This window comes from Cupriavidus oxalaticus, assembly GCF_004768545.1.
In the GTDB taxonomy this organism is placed as follows: domain Bacteria; phylum Pseudomonadota; class Gammaproteobacteria; order Burkholderiales; family Burkholderiaceae; genus Cupriavidus; species Cupriavidus oxalaticus_A.
Map to the genome: position 1 here is coordinate 1,429,001 of NZ_CP038634.1, position 21,392 is coordinate 1,450,392.

The 21,392-nt window shown below is 68.4% G+C and carries 18 protein-coding genes and 1 pseudogene; 10 read left to right on the forward strand and 9 right to left on the reverse strand.

The genetic code is table 11. From position 1 onward, the window contains the following. Positions 1-56: 56 nt before the first annotated feature. The gene (locus tag E0W60_RS06350) at positions 57-854 is read left to right on the forward strand and encodes an SDR family oxidoreductase (RefSeq protein ID WP_135703390.1); all 798 of its coding nucleotides are present in this window, start codon (positions 57-59) and stop codon (positions 852-854) included. A 65-nt stretch (positions 855-919) separates the two neighbouring features. Here E0W60_RS06350 and E0W60_RS06355 read toward each other — a convergent pair whose 3' ends face one another. Beyond that, positions 920-1,825 (reverse strand): LysR family transcriptional regulator, encoded by a 906-nt coding sequence (locus E0W60_RS06355; RefSeq protein WP_135703990.1) that lies wholly within the window; start codon positions 1,823-1,825, stop codon positions 920-922. Positions 1,826-1,939: 114 nt separating this feature from the next. On the opposite strand from E0W60_RS06355, the gene E0W60_RS06360 reads away from it, so the two are divergent. The 4 genes from E0W60_RS06360 to E0W60_RS06375 all read left to right on the forward strand — a co-directional run bounded on the left by E0W60_RS06360 (position 1,940) and on the right by E0W60_RS06375 (position 5,977). Continuing rightward, positions 1,940-3,301 carry an acyclic terpene utilization AtuA family protein gene (locus E0W60_RS06360; RefSeq protein ID WP_135703391.1) on the forward strand — a complete coding sequence of 454 codons (1,362 nt, stop codon included), beginning with the start codon at positions 1,940-1,942 and terminating at the stop codon, positions 3,299-3,301. Between the two features lie 10 nt (positions 3,302-3,311). Further along, the gene (locus tag E0W60_RS06365; protein WP_135703392.1) at positions 3,312-3,668 is read left to right on the forward strand and encodes an AtuA-related protein; all 357 of its coding nucleotides are present in this window, start codon (positions 3,312-3,314) and stop codon (positions 3,666-3,668) included. A 48-nt stretch (positions 3,669-3,716) separates the two neighbouring features. Beyond that, the gene (locus E0W60_RS06370; RefSeq protein WP_135703393.1) at positions 3,717-4,685 is read left to right on the forward strand and encodes a Bug family tripartite tricarboxylate transporter substrate binding protein; all 969 of its coding nucleotides are present in this window, start codon (positions 3,717-3,719) and stop codon (positions 4,683-4,685) included. A 263-nt stretch (positions 4,686-4,948) separates the two neighbouring features. Then, positions 4,949-5,977 (forward strand): MBL fold metallo-hydrolase, encoded by a 1,029-nt coding sequence (locus E0W60_RS06375; RefSeq protein WP_133097121.1) that lies wholly within the window; start codon positions 4,949-4,951, stop codon positions 5,975-5,977. 282 nt (positions 5,978-6,259) lie between these two features. Here E0W60_RS06375 and E0W60_RS06380 read toward each other — a convergent pair whose 3' ends face one another. After that, positions 6,260-6,649, reverse strand: a complete 390-nt coding sequence (locus E0W60_RS06380; protein ID WP_133097120.1) for a GNAT family N-acetyltransferase — start codon at positions 6,647-6,649, stop codon at positions 6,260-6,262. A gap of 188 nt (positions 6,650-6,837) precedes the next feature. Between E0W60_RS06380 and E0W60_RS06385 the strand changes: the two genes are divergently transcribed. Next, positions 6,838-8,325: an AMP nucleosidase gene (locus tag E0W60_RS06385; protein WP_133097119.1), complete on the forward strand. Its 1,488-nt coding sequence runs from the start codon at positions 6,838-6,840 to the stop codon at positions 8,323-8,325. An 83-nt stretch (positions 8,326-8,408) separates the two neighbouring features. On the opposite strand, the gene E0W60_RS06390 is transcribed toward E0W60_RS06385, so the two are convergent. Continuing rightward, complete coding sequence (locus E0W60_RS06390; RefSeq protein ID WP_133097118.1) at positions 8,409-9,053, reverse strand: OmpW/AlkL family protein; 645 nt, start codon at positions 9,051-9,053, stop codon at positions 8,409-8,411. A gap of 387 nt (positions 9,054-9,440) precedes the next feature. Beyond that, positions 9,441-9,631 (reverse strand): annotated as a pseudogene (locus E0W60_RS06395) (alpha-isopropylmalate synthase regulatory domain-containing protein); the annotation flags it as partial. 194 nt (positions 9,632-9,825) lie between these two features. On the opposite strand from E0W60_RS06395, the gene E0W60_RS06400 reads away from it, so the two are divergent. Then, the gene (locus E0W60_RS06400; RefSeq protein ID WP_135703394.1) at positions 9,826-11,139 is read left to right on the forward strand and encodes a hypothetical protein; all 1,314 of its coding nucleotides are present in this window, start codon (positions 9,826-9,828) and stop codon (positions 11,137-11,139) included. Between the two features lie 368 nt (positions 11,140-11,507). On the opposite strand, the gene E0W60_RS06405 is transcribed toward E0W60_RS06400, so the two are convergent. The 4 genes from E0W60_RS06405 to E0W60_RS06420 all read right to left on the reverse strand — a co-directional run bounded on the left by E0W60_RS06405 (position 11,508) and on the right by E0W60_RS06420 (position 15,366). Beyond that, complete coding sequence (locus tag E0W60_RS06405; protein WP_133097117.1) at positions 11,508-11,822, reverse strand: DUF6587 family protein; 315 nt, start codon at positions 11,820-11,822, stop codon at positions 11,508-11,510. A 13-nt stretch (positions 11,823-11,835) separates the two neighbouring features. Further along, entirely contained in the window at positions 11,836-13,695 is a 1,860-nt protein-coding gene (feoB, locus tag E0W60_RS06410; RefSeq protein WP_135703395.1) for a ferrous iron transporter B, read from the reverse strand. A 13-nt stretch (positions 13,696-13,708) separates the two neighbouring features. Then, positions 13,709-14,038 carry a FeoA family protein gene (locus tag E0W60_RS06415; RefSeq protein WP_240745865.1) on the reverse strand — a complete coding sequence of 110 codons (330 nt, stop codon included), beginning with the start codon at positions 14,036-14,038 and terminating at the stop codon, positions 13,709-13,711. 380 nt (positions 14,039-14,418) lie between these two features. Beyond that, positions 14,419-15,366 carry a LysR substrate-binding domain-containing protein gene (locus E0W60_RS06420; protein WP_135703396.1) on the reverse strand — a complete coding sequence of 316 codons (948 nt, stop codon included), beginning with the start codon at positions 15,364-15,366 and terminating at the stop codon, positions 14,419-14,421. Between the two features lie 132 nt (positions 15,367-15,498). On the opposite strand from E0W60_RS06420, the gene E0W60_RS06425 reads away from it, so the two are divergent. The 3 genes from E0W60_RS06425 to E0W60_RS06435 all read left to right on the forward strand — a co-directional run bounded on the left by E0W60_RS06425 (position 15,499) and on the right by E0W60_RS06435 (position 19,546). After that, the gene (locus tag E0W60_RS06425) at positions 15,499-17,298 is read left to right on the forward strand and encodes an acyl-CoA dehydrogenase family protein (protein WP_135703397.1); all 1,800 of its coding nucleotides are present in this window, start codon (positions 15,499-15,501) and stop codon (positions 17,296-17,298) included. Between the two features lie 123 nt (positions 17,299-17,421). Continuing rightward, entirely contained in the window at positions 17,422-18,399 is a 978-nt protein-coding gene (locus E0W60_RS06430; protein WP_135703398.1) for a Bug family tripartite tricarboxylate transporter substrate binding protein, read from the forward strand. A gap of 25 nt (positions 18,400-18,424) precedes the next feature. After that, positions 18,425-19,546: a CaiB/BaiF CoA transferase family protein gene (locus E0W60_RS06435; protein ID WP_135703399.1), complete on the forward strand. Its 1,122-nt coding sequence runs from the start codon at positions 18,425-18,427 to the stop codon at positions 19,544-19,546. Between the two features lie 79 nt (positions 19,547-19,625). Here the strand turns inward: E0W60_RS06435 and E0W60_RS06440 are convergent, their stop codons facing one another. Then, positions 19,626-21,335 carry a lactate permease LctP family transporter gene (locus E0W60_RS06440; RefSeq protein WP_135703400.1) on the reverse strand — a complete coding sequence of 570 codons (1,710 nt, stop codon included), beginning with the start codon at positions 21,333-21,335 and terminating at the stop codon, positions 19,626-19,628. Positions 21,336-21,392: the final 57 nt, after the last annotated feature.

Genomic DNA, 21,392 nt, shown 5'->3' on the forward strand with positions numbered 1-21,392 from the left:
CGGGGCATGCCGGTTCCGCGCCACGCGGGCCGGCCTGCTGCGGTATATTCGCCCGCATGGCTACTCCTACCTCATCTCCCGACGCCGCCGCGCGTACCCCATTCTCGTTGCATGGCCGCGTCGCGATGGTGACCGGCGGCGCGCAGGGCCTGGGCCTGGCGATTGCCGCCGGGCTGGCAGATGCCGGGGCCCACGTGCTGGTGGCCGCGCGCAGCGAGGCACGCGTGCATGACGCGGTTGCCACGCTGGCCGCGCGCGGCGGCAGCGCCGAGGCGCTGGTGCTGGACATCACCGATGAAGCGGCGGTCGAGGCGGCGTTCGCGCGGATCGATGCCGCCCACGGCCGGCTCGATGTCCTGGTCAACAATGCCGGCGCGCGCAACCGCAGCTCGATGGCGCAGCTCGATGCCGGCGACCTGCGCGCCATGCTCGAGACCAACCTGGTCGCGCCCTACACGCTGTGCCGCCACGCCGCGCGACGGATGCAGCGCGGGCAGTACGGCCGCATCGTCAACGTCAGCTCGATCGCGGGCCAGGTGGCGCGCGCGGGCGACGTACTCTATCCCGCCACCAAGGGCGGCCTGGACGCGCTGACGCGCGCGCTGGCCGCGGACCTGGGCCGCTTCGGCGTCACCGTCAACGCGATCGCGCCCGGCTACTTCGCCACCGAACCGAACCAGCCCATGGTCGACGACGAGAGCGTGGCCGAGTGGCTGCGCCAGCGCACCTCGCTGGGCCGCTGGGGCCGCCCGGAAGAGATCGCGGGCGCGGCGGTATTCCTGGCATCGCCGGCGGCGTCGTATATCACCGGGCACGTGCTGGCGGTCGACGGCGGCTACCTGGGCCACTTCTGACCCGCCGCCAACGGCAAAGCGTACCCAATTCTGCGTGCCATTCCGGTGACGGCGGTGGCCGCGTTTCAGCGCCGCGCCGGCGCCTTGCCGCCGCGGTAGAACGCCTGCAGGCTTTCGATCATCGCCGCGGCGGCAGCGGAGTCGCCGCGGTCCTTCATCCGCACCAGGCAGATATCGCGCACCAGTGACGGCAGCTGCAGCGGCCGGATCGCCAGGCCCTCGCGCCGGAACTGGAACAGCGCCAGCGACGGCACCGCGCTGATGCCGAGTCCCGCCTGCACCAGCGCCGCCACGGTTGCCAGGTGCTCCACCTCCATCACGCTGTGCAGCCGCAACGGGTGCAGCGCCGCATCGAGATGCTGGCGCACGCTGGTCGTGCGCGACAGCTGGATAAACGGCTCGCCCGCCAGGGCTTGAGGCGCGACGCGGCGCTTGCGCGCGAGCGGATGGCCGGCCGGGCAAACCAGGTGGAACGTGTCGCGCACCAGCGGCTCGACGCGCAGGTCGTCGTCCTGCGCCGGCGCGGGTGCCAGCGCAAAGTCGGCGCGGCCCTGCCGGACCAGCTCGATGCAGCCATCGGCGAGCTGGTCGAACAGTTCCAGCACGATGCCCGGGTAGCGTGCGCGGAACTGCGCCAGCAGCGGCGGCAGGTCGCCCCCCGCCAGCGACGGCAGCGCGGCGATCGACACGCGGCCCTTGCGCCGCTCGGCGTGCGCGCGCAGGTCTTCGAACGCCGCTTCAAAATCCGCCAGCAGCCGCCGCGCAGTCTGCTCGAAGCGCACGCCGTCGGTGCTCAGCTCCACGTGGCGCGTGGTGCGCTCGAACAGGCGGCTGCCCGCCTGCTCCTCCAGCGTCTGCACCAGTGCGCTGAAGGCCGACTGCGACAGGTGGCAGGCGCGCGCCGCGCGGGTGAAGTTGCGGTAGGTCGCCAGCGCCACGAAGGCGCGCAGGTGCTTGACCGACAGGTTCATCGAGGCTTCATATTTATCCAGCAAGTCGATAGATTAATCCAAATAATCCGTTTTTTGGCTGGACGGTCCCGGCCTAGAATGGCTTCGACCCCGCCAACAACCTTGCCCCCGACCATGACTGCTCCCTTGCTCATCGGCTCCGGCGCCGGCTTCTCCGGCGACCGTACCGACGCCGCGTTGCCGGTGGTGCGCACGCTGATCGCCGCCGGCCAGCCCGCGGCGCTGATCTTCGAGACACTGGCCGAACGCACGCTGGCGCTGGCGCAGCTGGCGCGGCGCAACGATCCCGCGCACGGCTACGAACCCCTGCTCGACGCGCTGCTGGCGCCGGTGCTCGGCCTGTGCCTGCAACACGGCATTCCCATCGTCGGCAATTTCGGCGCGGCCAATCCGCACGCCGCGGCGCGGCGCGTGCTGCAGCTGGCAGGCGAACTCGGCCTGCCTGCGCCGCGCGTGGCGGTGGTGGAGGGCGACGATCTCTCGCAAGACGCTGGCCGCACGCTGCTGCAGGGCATCCTTGGAGACGCCTTCGACGCCGGCCGCTTTGTCTGCGCCAATGCCTATATCGGCGCGCAAGGCATCGCCGCCGCGCTGGCCGACGGCGCGCAGGTCGTGGTGTGCGGCCGCGTCGCCGACCCGGCGCTGGCGGTGGGGCCGGCGATGGCGCATCACGGCTGGTCGTGGGACGACTGGGACCGGCTCGCCGCGGCCACCATGGCCGGCCACCTGCTCGAATGCGGGGCCCAGGTCACCGGCGGCTACTTTGCCGATCCCGGCATGAAGGACGTACCCGATGTCCACGCGCTGGGTTTCCCGATCGCGCAGCTCGCCGAAGACGGCGCCATCGAGATCTTCAAGGCGGCCAATACCGGCGGCTGCGTCGACCTGCGCACGGTCAAGGAGCAATTGCTGTACGAGGTCCACGATCCGGCCGCATACCTGACCCCTGACGTAGTGGCCGACATCAGCGCCGTCACCGTCACGCAGATCGGCCCCGACCGCGTGGCGGTGCGCAACGTGCGCGGCCACGCACAGCCGGCCCAGCTCAAGGCCAATGTGTTCAGCCACGGCGGCTGGCTGGCCGAAGGCGAGATTTCCTATGCCGGCCCGAACGCCGCCGCCCGCGCGCGCCTGGCGGCCGACATCCTGCGCCGGCGCATGCAGATGCTGGGCCATGACGTGCCGATCCGCTTCGACCTGATCGGCGTGCTCAGCGTATTGGCCGACGACGCCGGCACGATGCTCGCCCGGCGCCAGCCGCACGAAGCCGAAGCGCAGGACGTGCGCCTGCGCGCCGCGCTGGCGCATGACGATGCCGCGGTGGCGCAGGCGCTGCTGCGCGAGGTCAACGCGCTCTACACCTGCGGCCCCGCCGGCGGCGGCGGCGTGCGCACGGGACAGCGCGCGCGCCTGAACGCCGTGTCGTGCCTGGTGCCGCGCGCAGCCGTCAGCGCCACGCATCGCTTCATCGCCTGAGGACGACGCCATGACCACGATCGATATCGCTACCGCCTCGCTCTACCAGTTCGCCCACGGTCGCACCGGCGACAAGGGCGACCGTTCCAACATCAGCGTGATCGCCTACGACGCGCACGACTACGAGCACCTGGTTGCCCACGTCACCGAGGACGCCGTGCGCACGCTGTTCAGCGAGCGCCGGCCCGGCGCCGTCACGCGCTACCTGGTGCCGTCGCTGCACGCCATGAATTTTGTCATCGACGGCGTGCTCGACGGCGGCGTCAATGACGCGCTCAACCTCGACACCCACGGCAAGGCGCTGTCGTTCCGCCTGCTGCAGCTGCAGATCCCGCTGCCGCCGCGGCTGGTGACCGCCGCACCCTGAATCTGCACCAACAACGCGCACCAACAACGATTCCGACAGGAGACAACGATGCACCGATTCCTCAAGCCACTGGCCGCCGTCGCGCTGTGCGCACTGGTCCTGCCCGCCGGGCAGGCATGGGCCGAATTCCCCGACAAGCCGATCCGCTTCGTGGTGCCGTTCGCCGCCGGCAGCGCCACCGACCAGCTCGCGCGGGCCATCGGCCAGGCCATCACGCTGGACAGCAAGGTCACCGTGGTGGTCGACAACAAGCCCGGCGCCAATGGCTTTATTGCGGCGTCTGACGTCGCCAAGGCCGCGCCCGACGGCTACACCGTGCTGATCAGCACCAACACCACCCATGCCGCCAATGAGCACCTGTTCAAGAAGCTGCCCTACGACCCGGTCAAGGACTATGCGCCGGTGACCGCGCTCGGCCGCGGCGGCCAGATCATGGTGGTCAACCCGCAAGTGCCGGCCAAGACTGTGGGCGAGTTCATCGCGCTGGCAAAGAAGCAACCGGGCAAGCTCAGCTTCGGCAGCGGCAGCTCGTCGTCGCGCATCGCCGGCGAGCTGTTCCAGCAGATGGCGCACGTCGAACTGCTGCACGTGCCGTACAAGAGCAACCCGCTGGCGATCACCGACCTGCTCGGCAACCAGATCCAGATGATGATCACCGACACCGCCACGGGCCTGCCGCAGGTCAAGAGCGGCAAGCTGCGCGCGTTGGGCGTATCGGGCAAGGCACGCTCGCCGCTGGCGCCCGACGTGCCGACCATCGACGAGGCCGGCATCAAGGGCTACGAGATGAGCTATTGGTTCGCGGCCTACGCGCCGGCCGGTACGCCGCAACCCGTGGTGGCCAGGCTGAACGCGTTGATGGTGAAGGCCGCGCGCAGCGACACTGCGGCCAGCTTCTACCAGTCGACGGGCACCGAAGTGTTTACCAGCACGCCCGCCGAACTCGCGAAATTCCAGGCGCAGGAGTCTGGCAAGTGGGGCCGCATCATCAAGGCGGCGAATATCCAGCCTGAGTGACGACGAGCCGCTGCAAGCTCGCATGAATGGAAAACGGGGCCACGCGGCCCCGTTCTTTACGCAGAAGTAGGTACGCTTTGGTCGGGCGTACCTATTTCTGCGTAGCTGTTGTCGTGTCGTCCGCGGTCTCTCCTTGTTGCTCGCTGCCGCGCCGGGCCTGCTTTTCCGGTGAGTCGCCATCCGGCTTAACATACGCCTTCGGCCGGTGTGCGCGCCGGCCGGCGCTGTCTCCCCCGACAACCACCAACAACAAGGAACCAGACATGAAGCTGCAGTCCGCCGCGCGCCTGCCGGCATTGGCCATGGCCGCCGCAACCGCCGCCGCGATAGCCATCACGATGCTACCGGCCACCATCGGTAGCGCCCATGCGGCCGCGGCGCAGCAGAAGACCCAGGTACCGGGCTATTACCGCATGGTGATCGGCCAGCTGGAAGTCACCGCACTGTACGACGGCTACATCGACCTCGACCCGAAGATCCTCAAGTACACCAGCGCACGCGAGGTGCAGAGCCTGCTGGCACGGATGTTCGTCGAGTCGACGCCGGGCATGCAGACGGCGGTCAATGCCTACCTCGTCAATACCGGCAGCAGCCTGGTGCTGGTCGATACCGGCGCAGCGGCATGCTTCGGTCCCACGCTCGGGCGCATTGGCGACAACCTGCGCGCGGCGGGCTATGCGCCGGAGCAGGTCGACGCGGTGCTGCTGACGCACCTGCACGGCGACCATGCCTGCGGCCTCGCCGCGAACGGGCAGCCGGCCTTCCCCAACGCGACGGTCTATGTCGACAAGGCCGATGCCGACTACTGGCTCAACGAAGCCAATGCCGCCGCGGCGCCGAAGGAAGCACAGGGGCTGTTCGCGATGGCACGCGCCGCGGTCGCGCCATACCAGGCGGCGAACCGGTTCCGCACGTTTAACGGCGGCAGCGGCGGCCAAGGCGGCAGCGGCGCCGAACCGATCCCGGGCGTGCGCGCGCTGCCCGCCTACGGGCATACGCCGGGCCACAGTGGCTACCTGTTCACCTCGGGCAAGGACAGCCTGCTGCTGTGGGGCGACATCGTCCACAGCCATGCGGTCCAGTTCCGCCGTCCGCAGGTGGCGATCGAGTTCGATACCGACAGCCATGCCGCGGTGATCACGCGCAAGCGCATCCTGGCCGATGCGGCCAAGGGCAAGCTGTGGGTAGGGGGCGCGCACCTGCCATTTCCGGGGCTGGGCCATGTGCGTCGCGACACGGCCGGCTATACCTGGGTGCCGGCCGAGTACGGGCCGATCCGAGCGGATCGATAGCCCGGGGCGCACGCCGCGCTGTTCGCCATGCCTGGGGAAACGCTCAGGCCGATGGCCGCAGAAATGGGTACGCTTGCCCGCTGCGGCAACTTGGCCGAGGGCATCGCGTTCTTCGACGTGCTGTTCCTGGCCCCGCCCGTAGCGGGCTGCCGCAGCCGGGGCGCGACCACGCCGACGCATGGCGCGCCGGGCGGCCGCTGTTCAGGTTGGTACGCCGGGGAGTTCTCGCGCAGATGGGCGCGGAGTGAGGCGCGAGGATCAGTCGGGACTGGCCGGTACGGCTCAGGGCCGGCGCCGCTCCATTGCCACCATCGATGGCGTAAAGCCGAGCTGGCCGAAGAACGCCGCTTCGGAAGAGCGCGCCGCGCGCAGCACCCAGGTGATATCGGGATCGTTGCCCATGACGTGGCGCACCAGCGAGCGGCCAATGCCGCGCCGGCGGTGGCTCGGGGCCACGGCTACCATCGACAGGAAGCCGTCGGAGACGTCGTCGCACAGGGCCCGGGCGAAGCCGACGATCTCGCCGCCTTCCACCGCCACGGCCACGCGCTGGGAATTGGCCACCAGCCGCGCGAACTTGTCGGGACCGCCTATCCGGTTGGACCAGCCATTGGCGATCAGTAGTTGTCTGGCTGCCTCGATGTCATCGGGCAACAGGTTACGGATTTCCATTGGCGGCTCTCCCAGTAAAGCATGTACGGCCCCTCGCCGCCCCTTGCCACCAGGGGCGCCGCGAGTCGAGAACGGCACGGGAACCCGCGCCGCACAATTGGCGGAGTGTAGCGAGCGGGCGCGGGCGCGTCAATTTGGCTTCCGGGTGGGTGGGGGTGCCGCTCACGCCAGCGCGCCGGCGGGGTATCATGGCCTGCATGAACGCCCCCGTCTTCTCCTCAGCCCATCCGGCCGACCAGCTCGCCGAATTTTCTGACGCAGATGCAGCGCTGGCGCGCATCCGCGAGATCTACGACGCCTCGGTCGGCGCGGTGCGCGCGCGCTTCGATGCATTCGCCAGCGGCAAGCCGCTGCCCTCGGCCGCGCACGCCTGCTATCCGTACCTGGGGATCTCGGTCAACATCGAGACCATGGTCACCGACAGCCGCCCCTCCTGGGGCACGGTGGCCTACCCCGGGGTGTACGGCACCACGGTGACCCGCCCCGACCTGCTGGCGGACTACTACCGCGACCAGATCGAACGGCTGATGCGCTACCACCGCGTCCCGGTGGTCGTCGGCCTGAGCCGGCGCCCGATCCCGCTGCCGTTCGTGATCGAAGCCTCGACCACCGACATCAGCTACACCCAGGCGCGCGAGCTGGAGGCCTCGTTCGTGCTGCCCGAGCTCAGCCGCATCGACGACGGCATCGCCAACGGCACCTACGAGCCGATCCCGGGCGAGGCCTGGCCGCTGTCGCTGTTCCCGGCCGAGCGCGTGGACCTGGCGCTGCAGCGGCTGTACCACTACACCGGCACGGCGCCGCAGCATGTCCAGCGCTTCGTGCTGTTCACCAACTACCAGCGCTATGTCGATGAATTCGTCGCGCTGGGCCGTGCGCTGATGAGCAGCAGCGACGGCGGCGGCTACACCCGCTTTGTCGAGCCCGGCGACGTGGTCCAGGACCTCGGCGGCGCCGAGCCCGAAGACACGACCCGCCCGCGCGCGCTGCCGCAGATGCCGGCCTACCACCTGGTGCGCGAGGACAAGCTGGGCGTGACGCTGGTCAATATCGGCGTGGGCCCGTCCAACGCCAAGACCATGACCGACCATCTTGCCGTGCTGCGCCCGCATTGCTGGCTGATGGTCGGGCACTGCGGCGGCCTGCGCCGCTCGCAGCAGCTGGGCGATTACGTGCTGGCACACGCCTACGTGCGCGACGACCACGTGCTCGACCACGACCTCCCGCCCTGGGTGCCGGTGCCGCCGATCGCCGAGATCCAGGTGGCGCTGCAGGAAGCGGTGGCGCGCGTCACCGGCCTGTCCGGCAGCGAGATGAAGACGCGCATGCGCACCGGCACCGTGGTCTCCACCGACGACCGCAACTGGGAGCTGAAATCCAAGTCGCTGTATGCGCGCTTTAACCAGTCGCGTGCCATCGCCATCGATATGGAAAGCGCCGCGGTGGCCGCCAACGGCTTCCGCCTGCGCGTGCCCTACGGCACGCTGCTGTGCGTCTCGGACAAGCCGCTGCACGGCGAGCTCAAGCTGCGCGGCATGGCCAACGCGTTCTACCGGCAGCGCGTCAGCCAGCATATGACCATCGGCCTGGAGGCAATCCGCATCCTGCGTGAAAACGGTGTCGAGCAACTGCATTCGCGCAAGCTGCGCAGCTTCGACGAGCCGGCATTCCGCTAGGCTGCGACGTTCTTTCTTGCCCAAGCAAAAAAGGCCGGCTCCCGACGGGGCCGGCCTTTAATTTTTTACTCTCGCGTTGCCGCTCAGAAGCGATAGCCCACGCCCATGCTGAACAGCCACGGGTCCAGGCTCACCTTGGACACTTTGACGTCGCCGGCCTTCACATCGCTCGACAGCCAGATCTTCTTGATGTCGGCATTCAGGAACCAGTTCTTGGTCAGCTTGTAGTCCATGCCGATCTGCAGCGCCGGCCCGACGCTCCAGCTGTCGAGCTGCAGCGCGTTGTTGGCGAGGTTCTCGCCCCAGATGCGGGTGAAGTTCAGGCCCGCGCCGATATACGGACGGAACGTGCCATTGGGAATGAAGTGGTATTGCACCAGCAGCGATGGCGGCAGGTGCTTGAAGGTGCCGATCTTGTTGCCGTCGAGATAGACGTTCTGCTTCTGCGGTACGGTCAGCACCAGCTCGGCGGCGATATTGGGGGTGAAGAAGTAGGTGACGTCGAGCTCGGGGATCCACTTGTTGTTGACCGTGATGCGGTCCGATGCCCCTACGCCGCCAACCGGGTCCGAACTGTTGGCCATGTCGAGGTAGGTGCCGCGCAGGCGCACCATCCAGTTGCCTTGTGCATCGTCGGCGGCCATCGCGGGCGCGGCGAACGCGCCGAGCATGGCGCAGGCGGCGATGGCGGAGCAGGTGACCCGGGTACGGAGAGAGAGCTTGTTCATGATGTTTTGTCTTGGTCTGGTAAGGAGTCCGCGGACAGTTTGGCCGAGCGGGTTTGTGCGGACCTTGATGCAGAACAAGTCGAGAAGCCGCCACACAGGTGCGTCGCGATCGCGCGACAGCGGAGTTGCGGCGCTAATCCTCCGCTAATAACCACATGCGGAATCATTCGTGGCAAGCCGGCGCGCCAGCCCTTACGCTGTGCAGGAGATCAGCGCCCGCGAGCTTCCACGCAAAGGCGGGCGCCGTGGCACCGGGCATGTCGTGGGCGTCCGCAAGGGCGTCTTTCCGGGTGTGCCCCGTGGGGGCGGGGCACACCGGTTTTCTTCGGATCCCCTTGCGGCGAGCGCCGTGTCAGGCCACGTCGGCTTCGTCTGCCGGCCGGCGCGGTGCCGGCTCACGCCCGAGACCACCGCGCGCAGCGACGCCGTGACCGGGTTCACGTCGATGCCCGCGCCGAAGCCCGTCGGCGAATCTCCCACCCGCACTTCCCATAGCAAGCCGCGCGCGCATCGGCGCCGGCGGTCATCGCGTGCTCGTGGTAGTCCATCACGCGCACCGGCAGGTCCACATCCGTCACGGCGCTCCGCCTCGACCGAAGGACGGTCGCATGTGCGCTGAAAGGATGAGTTATGCGCGGGTCCGTACGTTATCCCTCAGTCATCTGGCCAGTATTGCGCTGGCACCTTTGCACCTAGGCTGGTAGCGCGTGAAAGAACACGGGGGAACATCATGAAACTGAGAACGTGGGCAACCTGGCTGGCAGGGACTGCCATGACATTCTTGCTGGCCGCCTGCGGCGGTGGGGGCAGCGGCGGCTCGAGTTCGCCCTCCACGCCTGCCGCGACCACGCCGCTGACCTTCACCGTCAAGATGAGCACGACCTCGGGCGAGGTAGGCGTGGGCCGCACGCTCACCATCAGCGCGCTGGCGGTGGACAGCAACGGCGTCGATGTCAGCGGCAATACGGTGTTCACCTGGAGCAGCGCCGACAATGGCATCGCCACGGTCGAACCGGTCGCGGCCACGCCGGCCAATGCGGTGGTGCGCGGCATCGCCACCGGTACCACCAACGTGCAGGTGGTCGCGACCGTCAGGAACGCCGACAACACCACCACCACGCTGCCTGCGCAGACCGCCACCATGACCGTGGTGCCGGCTTCCGCGGTCAGCTACAGCCTGTCGATTCCCCATACCAATCTGTCGATGAGCGACGGCCAGGAGCTGCCGGTCAAGGTGTCGCTGGTCGACAGCAACGGCAATGACGTCTCGGCCAGCGTCAACAGCTGGGCGTGGGCGAGCAGCGCCACCGCGGTCCAGGTCACGGCCAGCCAGAACAGCGCCACGCTGAAGGCGAGCAACAGCTCGACCACCGCGGCCGTGACGGCTGACGTGTCGGTGTCGGTCACGGCGCCGGATGGCCGCGCGATCGGCGGCGTCATCGTGGTGACGGTGGCGAAGAACGGCTCGGCCACCTATCGCGTGGTGACCACGCGCCTTGGCCAGCCGGTGGATGCGCTGCAGGTGCTCAACGACCATCCGGCCAAATTCACCTCGCGCGTGCTGCGCAACGACGGCCAGGATGTCACGGCCGACTTCGACGGCACCTGGACCTACACCGCCACCTCGCCGACGCTGTCGACCGCCGAAGCCGCGGGTACGCACGATGCCACGGTCAGCAGCAGCCTGGCCAAGGGCACCGGCCCGGTCCAGAGCACGCTGACGGTGACCGCCGTGAGCACCAAGCTGGCCGTGCGCCCGGCTGCCGCCCTGTCCGTGACCGAGAATCCGACCTGGACGCTGGTCGACGACAACCAGCAGCCGCTGACGCTGCTGCTGATGCCGGCGATCCCGGTGGAAGTGACCGCGCGCATGAAGCACCTGGGCGATGATGCGCAGTACACCGCGTGCAAAGACTGGGCGTGGGAAAAGACCGGTCCAGTGTCACTGACGCCTAGCATGCTGATGTTGCCGCACCAGGTGCGCGCGACGGGCACCGCCGCCGGCGACTTCACCATCACCGCGACCTGCACGGTGGTGGCGGACAACACGCCGCTGAAGCTGGTCTTCGTCGGTACCGTCAAGTAAGCAGCAACGTTCCCGCGCGCAAGTGAAACGCCCTCCGGTCCGGAGGGCGTTTTGCATTGGTGCCTTCCCAAAGCGTACCCATTTCTGCGCAGCAAGGAAGAGTCGTATTGCGCGGCCAATACAGCCCGCGAAACCACCAGGTGAGCCCACGTCCTGCCAGTGCCGCGGCCCGCACCGACCACGTTCCGCACCCAAAGCGTACCCATTTCTGCGTGCCGCTTCACAGTCCTTCATTGCCGCCGGTGTACCCCATCAGCCCGCGCCAGACGAGCGTATCCCGCTGCCTGCGCATGCCGCGCAAGCAGTCGGCGTACCCGTTTCTGCGTGAAGGAGCCCAGAAGGGAGATGGAGGGGAAAATACGCGCCGTTCAGCGCTTGCGCACGAAGCGCACGACCTGCTCGGCGGGCTTTCCTTGCGCGCCAGTGGCGTTGGCGGTGTTGGAGCCGCAGGTGTTGCAGCCGCCGTCGTCGCAGCCGCTGGTGCAGCCCGAGGCCGCCTGCGGCGCCAGCCACCGCACCAGCCGGCCGCGCCAGCCGCTCGCGGCGGCGCCGCCCAGGCGTGTCGCGAGGGCGGCCTTGACGCGCTCGCGCGTGCGCGGCGCATAGCGCGCCAGCACCGAGACCGCGCACGCCAGCACGATCAGCGGGACCAGCAGCGTTTCGAAGGCGTGGTAGAGCGTCATGGCAGCGATGGCGTCAGCTGAACAGCAGCGCGACGCGGTAAGTGACAAACGCGGCCAGGTAGGCCAGCCCGGTCAGGTACACGATCGATCCTGCCATGACCTTCCACGAGTTGGTCTCGCGGCGGATCACCGCCAGTGTCGAGATGCACTGCGGCGCGAACACGAACCACGCCAGCAGCGCCAGCGCGGTGGCCAGCGACCACTGCGCGGCGATCATCGGTGCCAGCTGCGCGGCCATGGCGTCTTCACTGCCAGACAGCGCGTACACCGTCGCCAGCGCGCCCACCGCCACTTCGCGCGCGGCCAGGCCAGGCACCAGCGCGATGCAGATCTGCCAGTTGAAGCCCACCGGCGCGAACACCTTCTGCAGCGCATGGCCGATCATGCCGGCAAAGCTGTAGTCGATGGCCGGCGCGGTCGCGCCTTCCGGCGGCGCCGGGAAGGTCGACAGGAACCACAGCAGCACGGTCAGCGTCAGGATCACCTTGCCCACGCGCGACAGGAAGATCCGGGCACGCTCCCACAGGCCGATGGCCACGTCGCGCACATTGGGGATGCGGTACGACGGCAGCTCCATCAGCAGCGGATGGTCGGTGCGGTCGCGGCGGAAGAACTTGAGCGCATAGGCCACCACCAGTGCGCTGACGATGCCTGCCACGTACAGCGCAAACAGCACCAGCCCCTGCAGGTTGAACAGGCCCATCACCGTGCGTTCGGGGATAAAGGCGCCGATCAGCAGCGCATACACCGGCAGCCGTGCCGAGCAGGTCATCAGCGGCGCCACCAGGATGGTGGTGAGGCGGTCGCGCGGATCCTGGATGGTGCGCGTGGCCATGATGCCGGGAATCGCGCAGGCAAAGCTCGACAGCAGCGGGATGAACGAACGGCCGGACAGCCCCGCACCCATCATCAGCCGGTCCAGCAGGAATGCCGCGCGCGGCAGGTAGCCCGATTCTTCCAGCGTGAGGATGAACAGGAACAGGATCAGGATCTGCGGCAGGAACACCACCACGCTGCCCAGGCCCGCGATCAGGCCGTCGACCAGCAGGCTCTTGAGCAGGCCGTCGGGCAGATGCGCACCAAGCAGTTCTCCGGCCCAGTGCACGCCGCCCTCGATGCCGTCCATCAGCGGCTCGGCCCAGGAGAACACCGCCTGGAACGTCAGGAACAGCAGCACCGCCAGCAGCAGCAGGCCGAACACCGGGTGCAGCACGATGCGGTCGAGCCGGTCGTCCAGCGCCGCGGTGCGCGCCGGCATGCTGACCGCTGTGGCCAGCAGGCGGTTGACCTCGGTGTGCACGTCAACGTCGCTGGCGGGCTCGGGCGAGGACGGCGGTGCGGCAGGCAGGGCGCCGTCGAGCAGCGCCAGCAGCGCTGCCGCGCCGTCGCGCTTGACCGCCACGGTGCTGACCACCGGCACGCCCAGCGCGGCAGCCAGCTTGTCGCGGTCGATCCGGATGCCGCGGCGCGCGGCGGCGTCGCTCATGTTGAGCACCACCACCATCGGCAGGCCCAGCCGGCGCAGTTCCAGCACGAAGCGCAGGTGCAGGCGCAGGTTGGTCGCGTCCACCACCGACACCAGCAGGTCGGGACGCTGCTCGCCGGCGCGCACGCCCATGCAAACGTCGCGCGTGATGGCTTCATCCAGGCTCGCCGCGTGCAGGCTGTAGGCACCCGGCAGGTCCAGGATGCGCACCTGGCGTCCGGCCGGCGAGACGAAATGGCCTTCCTTGCGCTCGACGGTCACGCCGGCGTAGTTGGCCACCTTCTGCCGGCTGCCGGTCAGTCGGTTGAACAGTGCGGTCTTGCCGCAATTGGGATTGCCTACCAGCGCGATGCGCAGGGCAGGAGTCGGGGAAGCTGCTACAGACATATTCCGGAAGGGCTCACGCGGTCCGCTTGGTCCGCTCGTTCGGTGTGGGCGTCGTGGCGCCGGGCTGTTTGCCCGCTTCGGCAGGCGCGATGCTGGTCACCGAGGCGCTGGCGAGCTCGATGCCGATGCGCGCCGCTTCCACGCGGCGCAGCGCAAAGCGCGTAAAGCCGATCTGCGCGACCAGCGGATCCATGCCGAAGGGTCCGTAGGCGATGACCTGGACGATTTCGCCGGGAACAAAGCCTAGCTCTCGCAGGCGGCGCGCAACCGGGTCGCCGGGCGTGGCGTCGTCCACCGATTGCACTACGGCGGGCGTGCGCCGTGGAAGTTCAGACAACCGCATCATGCTTCCAGTCCGTTGGCGCGGTCGTCCAACGCGGCCGTGATGCGGCCGGCATGACCTCGCCAGGTACGTAAATGAAAATCGTTTTCATTGTATCGCAAATAGGGCATGACGATGCCCCGCAAGTGGCGGGCACGCCAGCCGCCATGCCGCTGCGCGGCAGGAGGCGAATGATAACCGGTGACGGCGCGCGCGGAGGGGCCAAGCTTACGGCCGTGCGCTGGCACACATGCGCGCTAGCGTTTCGAAGTTCGGCTGTCCAAAACCTAATGCAACAGGTCTCATGCAGCACCATGCAATTACTACATTTGCGTTATTGGATGCCGCAAGCCTGCGGCGTTAAGCTCCAAGCACGCTGAACACCCCGTTCCACGCGTACTTCACAAGCCATCGGCCGCAGGGCCGGTGGCTTTTTCTTTGGACGTTGCTTCTTTGGACGCCGCTTTCGACGCCGCCTGCGCGGCCACCATCGCCACAAAGTTGTCGCGCGCGGGATGGTCGGGCGCCGTCTTCCACACGCAATAGACTTCAGAGCGCACCGCCGTGCCCGCCAGCGGCCGGAATGCCGCCCCCGCCATGCCGGAACGCGCCAGCGCCGCCGGCACCACGGCCACGCCCATGCCCTGCGAGACCAGCGAGACCACCGAGAGCCAGTGGCGCACTTCGTGCCGGATCTGCGGGTAAAAGCCCTGGGCCGCGCACATATCGAAGATGCGGCTGTAGTAGTCCGGCGACGCTTTGCGCGAAAACAGCACGAAGGCCTCGCCGCGCAGGTCTGCGAGCGCCAGCTCCGGCTGCGCCGCGAGCGGGTGGTCCGCCGGCAGGCAGCAGACGAACGGTTCGGCATGCACCCGCGTGGCCCGCAGCGAGTCGGGCACCCGGCCGGTATGGATAAAGGCCGCGTCGAGCTCGTCGTGCAGCAGCGCATCGATCTGCTCCTGCGAGTTGAGCTCGGTCAGCGCCACCTGGATCCCCGGGTAAGCCGCCTCGAACCCGCGCAGGATCTGCGGCAGGCCGCGGTACAGCATCGAGCCGACAAAGCCGACACGCAGCCGGCCTATGGCGCCCGCTTCGATCTCGCGTGCCAGCAGCCGCGCGGCCTCGGCCTGCGCCAGCAATGCCGTGGCCGATTCGCGAAAGGCGCGCCCGGCCGCAGTCAGCCGTACGCCGCGGCTGTCGCGGTCGAACAGCCGGGCGCCGACCGAGGCTTCGAGCTGCTGGATGTTCAGCGACAGCGGCGGCTGCGAAATCGCAAGCCGGCGCGCGGCCCGGCCGAAGTGCAGTTCCTCTGCCAGCACAAGGAAATAGCGCAGGTGACGGAATTCCATGGCGATACAAAAATCATATTGATCGAGCCAATTTTAGAATTAGACGCAAATCCTTGGGGTTTGAATAATGCAGGTCAAAGGGCCGCAGCGTGTTCGCCAACCATGCCGGTCCACCCGCCAAGGAGACCAGACATGCCGACCAGCGTCGTGCGCAATACCGCACCTCACGCCCAGCCCGACAGCCCCGCCGCCGCCCATCCGGTGCCCGACCGCCAGGGCGGGAGCCTGCTCGGCGCCGACCCCGAGTTGCGTGCGCTGCTGCCGCTCTACCTGCCCGCGGACCTGTTCAATCACCTGCTGCCGCACCTGGAGCGCATGGGCGCGCTGGCAGGCGGCGTGCTCGACGAACTGGCCGCCGTGGCCGACCAGAACCCCCCGACGCTGAGCTACCGCACCCGCAGCGGCATGGACGCGCAGCGCATCGACAAGCATCCCGCCTACGTGGAAATGGAGCGCGTGGCCTTCGCCGAATTCGGGTTGGCCGCCGCCTCGCACCGTGGTGGCGTGCTCGGCTGGGACAAGCCCATGCCGCCGGCGGCGAAGTACGCGCTCACCTATCTGTTCGTGCAGGCCGAGTTCGGCCTGTGCTGCCCGCTGTCGATGACCGATTCGCTGACGCGCACGCTGCGCAAGTTCGGCGATCCGGCGCTGGTCGGGAAATTCCTGCCCAACCTGACCACGCAGGTATTCGAAGACCTGTACCAGGGCGCCATGTTCATGACCGAGCAGGGCGCCGGCTCCGACGTGGCCGCCACCGCCACGCGCGCGGTGCGCGACACCGGCGCCGAGGGCGGCTGGCGCCTGCACGGCGACAAGTGGTTCTGCTCGAACCCCGACGCCGCGCTGGCGATGGTGCTGGCGCGCGTGGAAGACGAAGCCGGCAACGCCGTGCCCGGCCACAAGGGCGTGTCGCTGTTCCTGCTGCCGCGCAAGCTGGCCGACGGCAGCGACAACCAGTACCGCATCATCCGGCTCAAGGACAAGCTCGGCACGCGCTCGATGGCCAGCGGCGAGATCCGCCTCGAAGGCGCGCAGGCTTACCTCGTGGGCGAACCCGGCCGCGGCTTCGTGCAGATGGCCGACATGATCAACAACTCGCGTCTGTCCAACGGCGTGCGCGCCGCCGGCCTGATGCGCCGCGCGCTGACCGAGGGCCTGTTCATCGCGCATGAGCGCCGTGCCTTTGGCAAGCGCCTGGAGGACATGCCGCTGATGCGCCGCCAGCTGCTCAAGCTGACGTTGCCCACCGAGCAGGCCCGCACCATGGTGTTCCAGACCGCCGAGGCGCTGCGCCGCGCCGATGCCGGCGAGGCCGATGCCTACCCGCTGATGCGCATCCTGACACCGCTGATCAAGTTCCGCGCCTGCCGCGACGCGCGCAAGGTCACCGGCGACGCGATGGAGATCCGCGGCGGCTGCGGCTATATCGAGGAATGGAGCGACCCGCGCCTGGTGCGCGACGCCCACCTCGGCTCGATCTGGGAAGGCACCAGCAATATCGTCGCGCTCGACGTGCTGCGCGCGATCCGCCGCGAAGGCGCGCTGCCGGTGCTGCAGGCACACCTGGCCGGGCTGCTGGCCGATACCCCGATGCACGCAGACGCACACGCCACCTTCGAAGGCGCCATCGCCGCTGCCGCGAAACTGGCCGCGCATGCCGCCGAAGCCGGCGCCGACGGCGACCTGCTGGCGCGCCAGGCGGCTTCCGCGCTGTACCACGTGACCACCGCGGTGGCGATGGCGTGGGAAGCCGGCCGCATCGGCTCGGTGCGCCGCATGCGCCTGGCGCAGCTGGTGCTGCGCCATCGCGTGCTGCCGCAGGATCCGCTGGCGGCAAGCACCGAGCCGGATTGGCTGGCCGAGACGGTGGCGCCCCCTGCTAACGGCGTGGTGCGCGCAGCGGGCGCGGTCGCAGACGTCAACGTGTTCTGACACCGTATCCATCCCGATTGTTTGCTCCGCTCTCCCGCAAGCGGGAGTGGGAGCACCCCGCCTCGACGACGCCCCATACCATCCCGCCTCCGCGGGAGACGCCCTACACCAGGAGACAACGCCATGAAACTCTGGCACCGCCTCGCGGCCATTGCCGCGTGCTCGCTCTGCATCGCCGCCCCCGCCTTCGCGCAGAAGGACTTCCCGACCAAGCCTATCATGATGGTCGTCACCTATCCGCCGGGCGGCCCGACCGACGCGATGGCCCGCACGCTGGCCGCCGCGCTCAAGACCAGCCTGGGCCAGCCGGTGGTGGTGGAAAACCGCGCCGGCGCCGGCGGCAACATCGGCGCGGAAGCGGTGGCGCGAGCGGAGCCCGACGGCTACACGCTGATGTTCGGCACATCGGCGCCGCTGGCGATCAACGTCAGCCTCTATCGCAAGATCAACTACGACCCGGTCAAGAGCTTCGCCCCGGTGATCCAGATCGGCCAGCTGCCCAACGTGCTGGTGGTGAACCCGTCGGTGCCGGCAAAGAACGTCAGCGAGCTGATCGCCTACGGCAAGGCGCATCCGGGCAAGCTCACCTATGCGTCGTCCGGCAACGGCGCCTCGTCGCACCTGGCCGGCGTGCTGTTCAACAACGTCACCGGCACCGACTTCCAGCACATTCCGTACAAGGGCACCGGCCCGGCGCTGAACGACCTGCTCGGCGGCCAGGTCAGCATGACCTTCACCGACGTGCTGACCGCCATGCCCTTCATCAAGAGCGGCAAGGTGCGCGCGCTGGGCGTCACCAGCAGGGCGCGCTCGCAGGCGCTGCCGGATGTGCCGACTGTCGCCGAGCAGGGCGTGCCGGGCTTCGACGTTTCGGTGTTCTTCGGTGTCGTGGCGCCGGCGGGCACGCCGCCCGAAGTGATCGGCAAGCTCAACCGCGCCTTCGCCGATGCGCTCAAGCAGCCCGAGGTTCGCAAGACGCTGCAGGCGCAGGGCCTGGAATTCGCGCCGTCGACCACGCCGGAGCAGCTTGGCGGCTTCGTCAAGGCCGAGGTCGGCAAGTGGCGCGCTGTGGTGCAGAAGTCCGGCGCGCAGCTTGATTAAGCGACCAAGCGAACAGGAGCCAGCCATGACCCAATCCAGTCCCGGCGCGCTTGCCGGCATCCGCGTGGTCGACCTGTCGCGCATCCTGGGCGGCCCGTACTGCGGGCAGATCCTGGGCGACCACGGCGCCGACGTACTCAAGATCGAACCGCCGCAGGGCGACGACACCCGTACCTGGGGCCCGCCGTTCAAGGACGGCGTGGCGTCGTACTACTTCGGCCTGAACCGCAACAAGCGCGTGATGCGGCTGGACCTGACCACGGACGCCGGGCGCGAAGTCCTGCTCGCGCTTCTGGCCGAGGCCGACGTGCTGGTCGAGAATTTCAAGACCGGCACGATGGAGAAATGGGGGCTGGGCTATGACGTGCTGTCGGAGCGCTTTCCGCGGCTGGTGCATTGCCGCGTGTCGGGCTTCGGCGCGGATGGCCCGCTCGGTGGCCTGCCCGGCTATGACGCGGCGATCCAGGCGATGTCCGGCATCATGAGCATCAACGGCGAAGCCGATGGCGATGCGCTGCGGGTGGGTTTGCCGGTGGTCGACATGGTCACCGGGCTGAATGCGGCGATCGGCGTGCTGCTGGCGTTGCAGGAACGTGCGCGCAGCGGGCGCGGGCAGTTTGTCGAGGCCGCGCTGTATGACTCGGGGCTGTCGCTGCTGCATCCGCATGCGGCCAACTGGTTCATGAGCGGCAAGACGCCGCAGCGCACGGGGAATGCGCATCCCAACATCTATCCCTACGACACGGTGGCCACCGCGACGGACCCGATCTTCCTCGCGGTCGGCAATGACCGCCAGTTCCGCATCCTGTGCGAGCATCTCGGGGTGCCGGCACTGGCGGAAGACGAACGCTATGCCTGCGCCGGTGCGCGGTCGGTGAACCGCGTGGCGCTGAAGGCCGAGCTGGAGACGCACCTGCGCAAGCACGACGGCAAGGCACTGGCCGACACGCTGGTCGCCGCGGGCGTGCCGTGCGCACCGGTGCTATCGGTGGCCGATGCCCTGCAGCATCCGCACACATTGCATCGCGAGATGGTGGTGGAAATGGAAGGCGGCTACAAGGGACTGGGCGCGCCGGTCAAGCTTAGCCGGACGCCGGCCAGTTATCGGCATGCGCCGTTGAGTGAGGGGGAGGGGTTTCTTGATTGAGATCCGGCTGTGAGGCGGGGGCCGCGGCCTGGCCAGCCGCAGGCACATCCCACGCGCCGCAGCCGGCCCGCCGCTCAGGTCAGCCCGGAATCATCCCAGGCAAGAGATAAGCCTGCACCATCGTGATGACCCCGATGACCACCGCGAACAACAGGCTGTGCTTGACGGTAAACCGGAACAGCTCCGATTCCTTCCCCACCAGTCCCGTCGCCGCGCAGGCCACTGCGATCGATTGCGGCGAAATCATCTTCGCGGTCACGCCGCCGGTGGTGTTGGCCGCCACCATCAGCGTATCGGACACGCCAATCTGGTGCGCGGTGGTGTTCTGCAGCGAGCAGAACAGCGCGTTGGACGACGTATCCGATCCGGTCAGGAACACGCCCAGCCAGCCGAGGAACGGCGAGAAGAACGGGAACGCGGCACCGGTGCCGGCCAGCAGCAGCGCCAGCGTCGACGACATGCCGGAGTAGTTCGCGACGAAGGCAAAGGCCAGCACCAGTCCGATCGACAGCACCGGGCGCGCCAGTTCCACCAGCGTTTCGCCGAAGGTAACAACCAGGTCGCGCGGCTTCATGCGCAGCAGCACGGCCGAGATCAGCGCGGTCAGCAGGATGGCGGTGCCCACGGCGGACAGCAGGTCAAGCTTCAGCACGGCCTCATAGGCCTTGGGCGTGGCCACGATCGGCGCGGCCTTGATCACCATCTGGTCCAGCCCCGGCACCTTGAACTTCAGCACCGTGCCCGCCAGCGCGCCGTTGGCGGCGAACAGCGCCTTGAACGGCTGCAGGCTCCATACCGTGACGATCGCCGTCAGGATGCCGAACGGTGCCCAGGCGCGCAGCGTCTGCGCCAGCGTGTAGGGCGATGCCTTGCGGCTCACCGGCGCGGCGCCAAAGCCGCCGCCAAAGCCGCCCAGCGCCACGGTGCCGCCGCTGACCGTACTGCCTGCGCCGCCAGCGCGTTGCGACGCGCCGCGCGGCTGCCACACCTTCAGGAACGCCGCCAGCGACACCAGGCTGACCAGCGCCGAGGTGATGTCCGGCAGTTCCGGCCCGATATGGTTGGAAGTGAAGTACTGCGTCACCGCGAAGCTGCCGCCGCACACCAGCGCCGCCGGCCAGGTCTCGCGCACGCCCTTGGCGCCGTCCATCATGAACACCAGCCAGAACGGCACCAGCAGCGACAGCAGCGGCAGCTGGCGGCCGGCCATGGCGCCGATCAGGAAGGGATCGATGCCCGTGACCTGTCCGGCCACGATGATGGGAATACCCATCGCGCCAAATGCCACCGGCGCGGTATTGGCGATCAGGCACAGTCCGGCGGCATACAGCGGATTGAAGCCCAGGCCGACCAGCAGCGCGGCGGTGATCGCCACCGGCGCGCCGAAGCCTGCCGCGCCTTCCAGGAAGGCGCCGAAGGCAAAGCCGATCAGCAGCATCTGCAGGCGCTGGTCGTCGGTGATCGCCAGCACCGAGGCGCGGATGATGTCGAACTGGCCGGTCTTGACCACGATCTTGTAGAGGAACACCGCGGTCACGATGATCCATGCGATCGGCCACAGCCCGTAGGCAAAGCCGAAGCCGGCCGAGGCCAGCGCCTGCTGCACCGGCATGCCGTAGGCGAAGATCGCCACGCCGAGCGCCAGCAGCAACGTGACCGCGGCGGCGACATGGCCCTTCATGCGCCACACGGCCAGCGCGATGAAGAAGAACAGGATGGGAATGGCCGCCGCCAGCGCCGACAGCCACAGGCTGCCTAGCGGCGTATAGAGTTGGGTCCAGGGTTGCACGGCTTAGTCTCCTACTTCAGTGGTGTTTCGGGAATTCTTTGTAGTTCTGGCAAACAG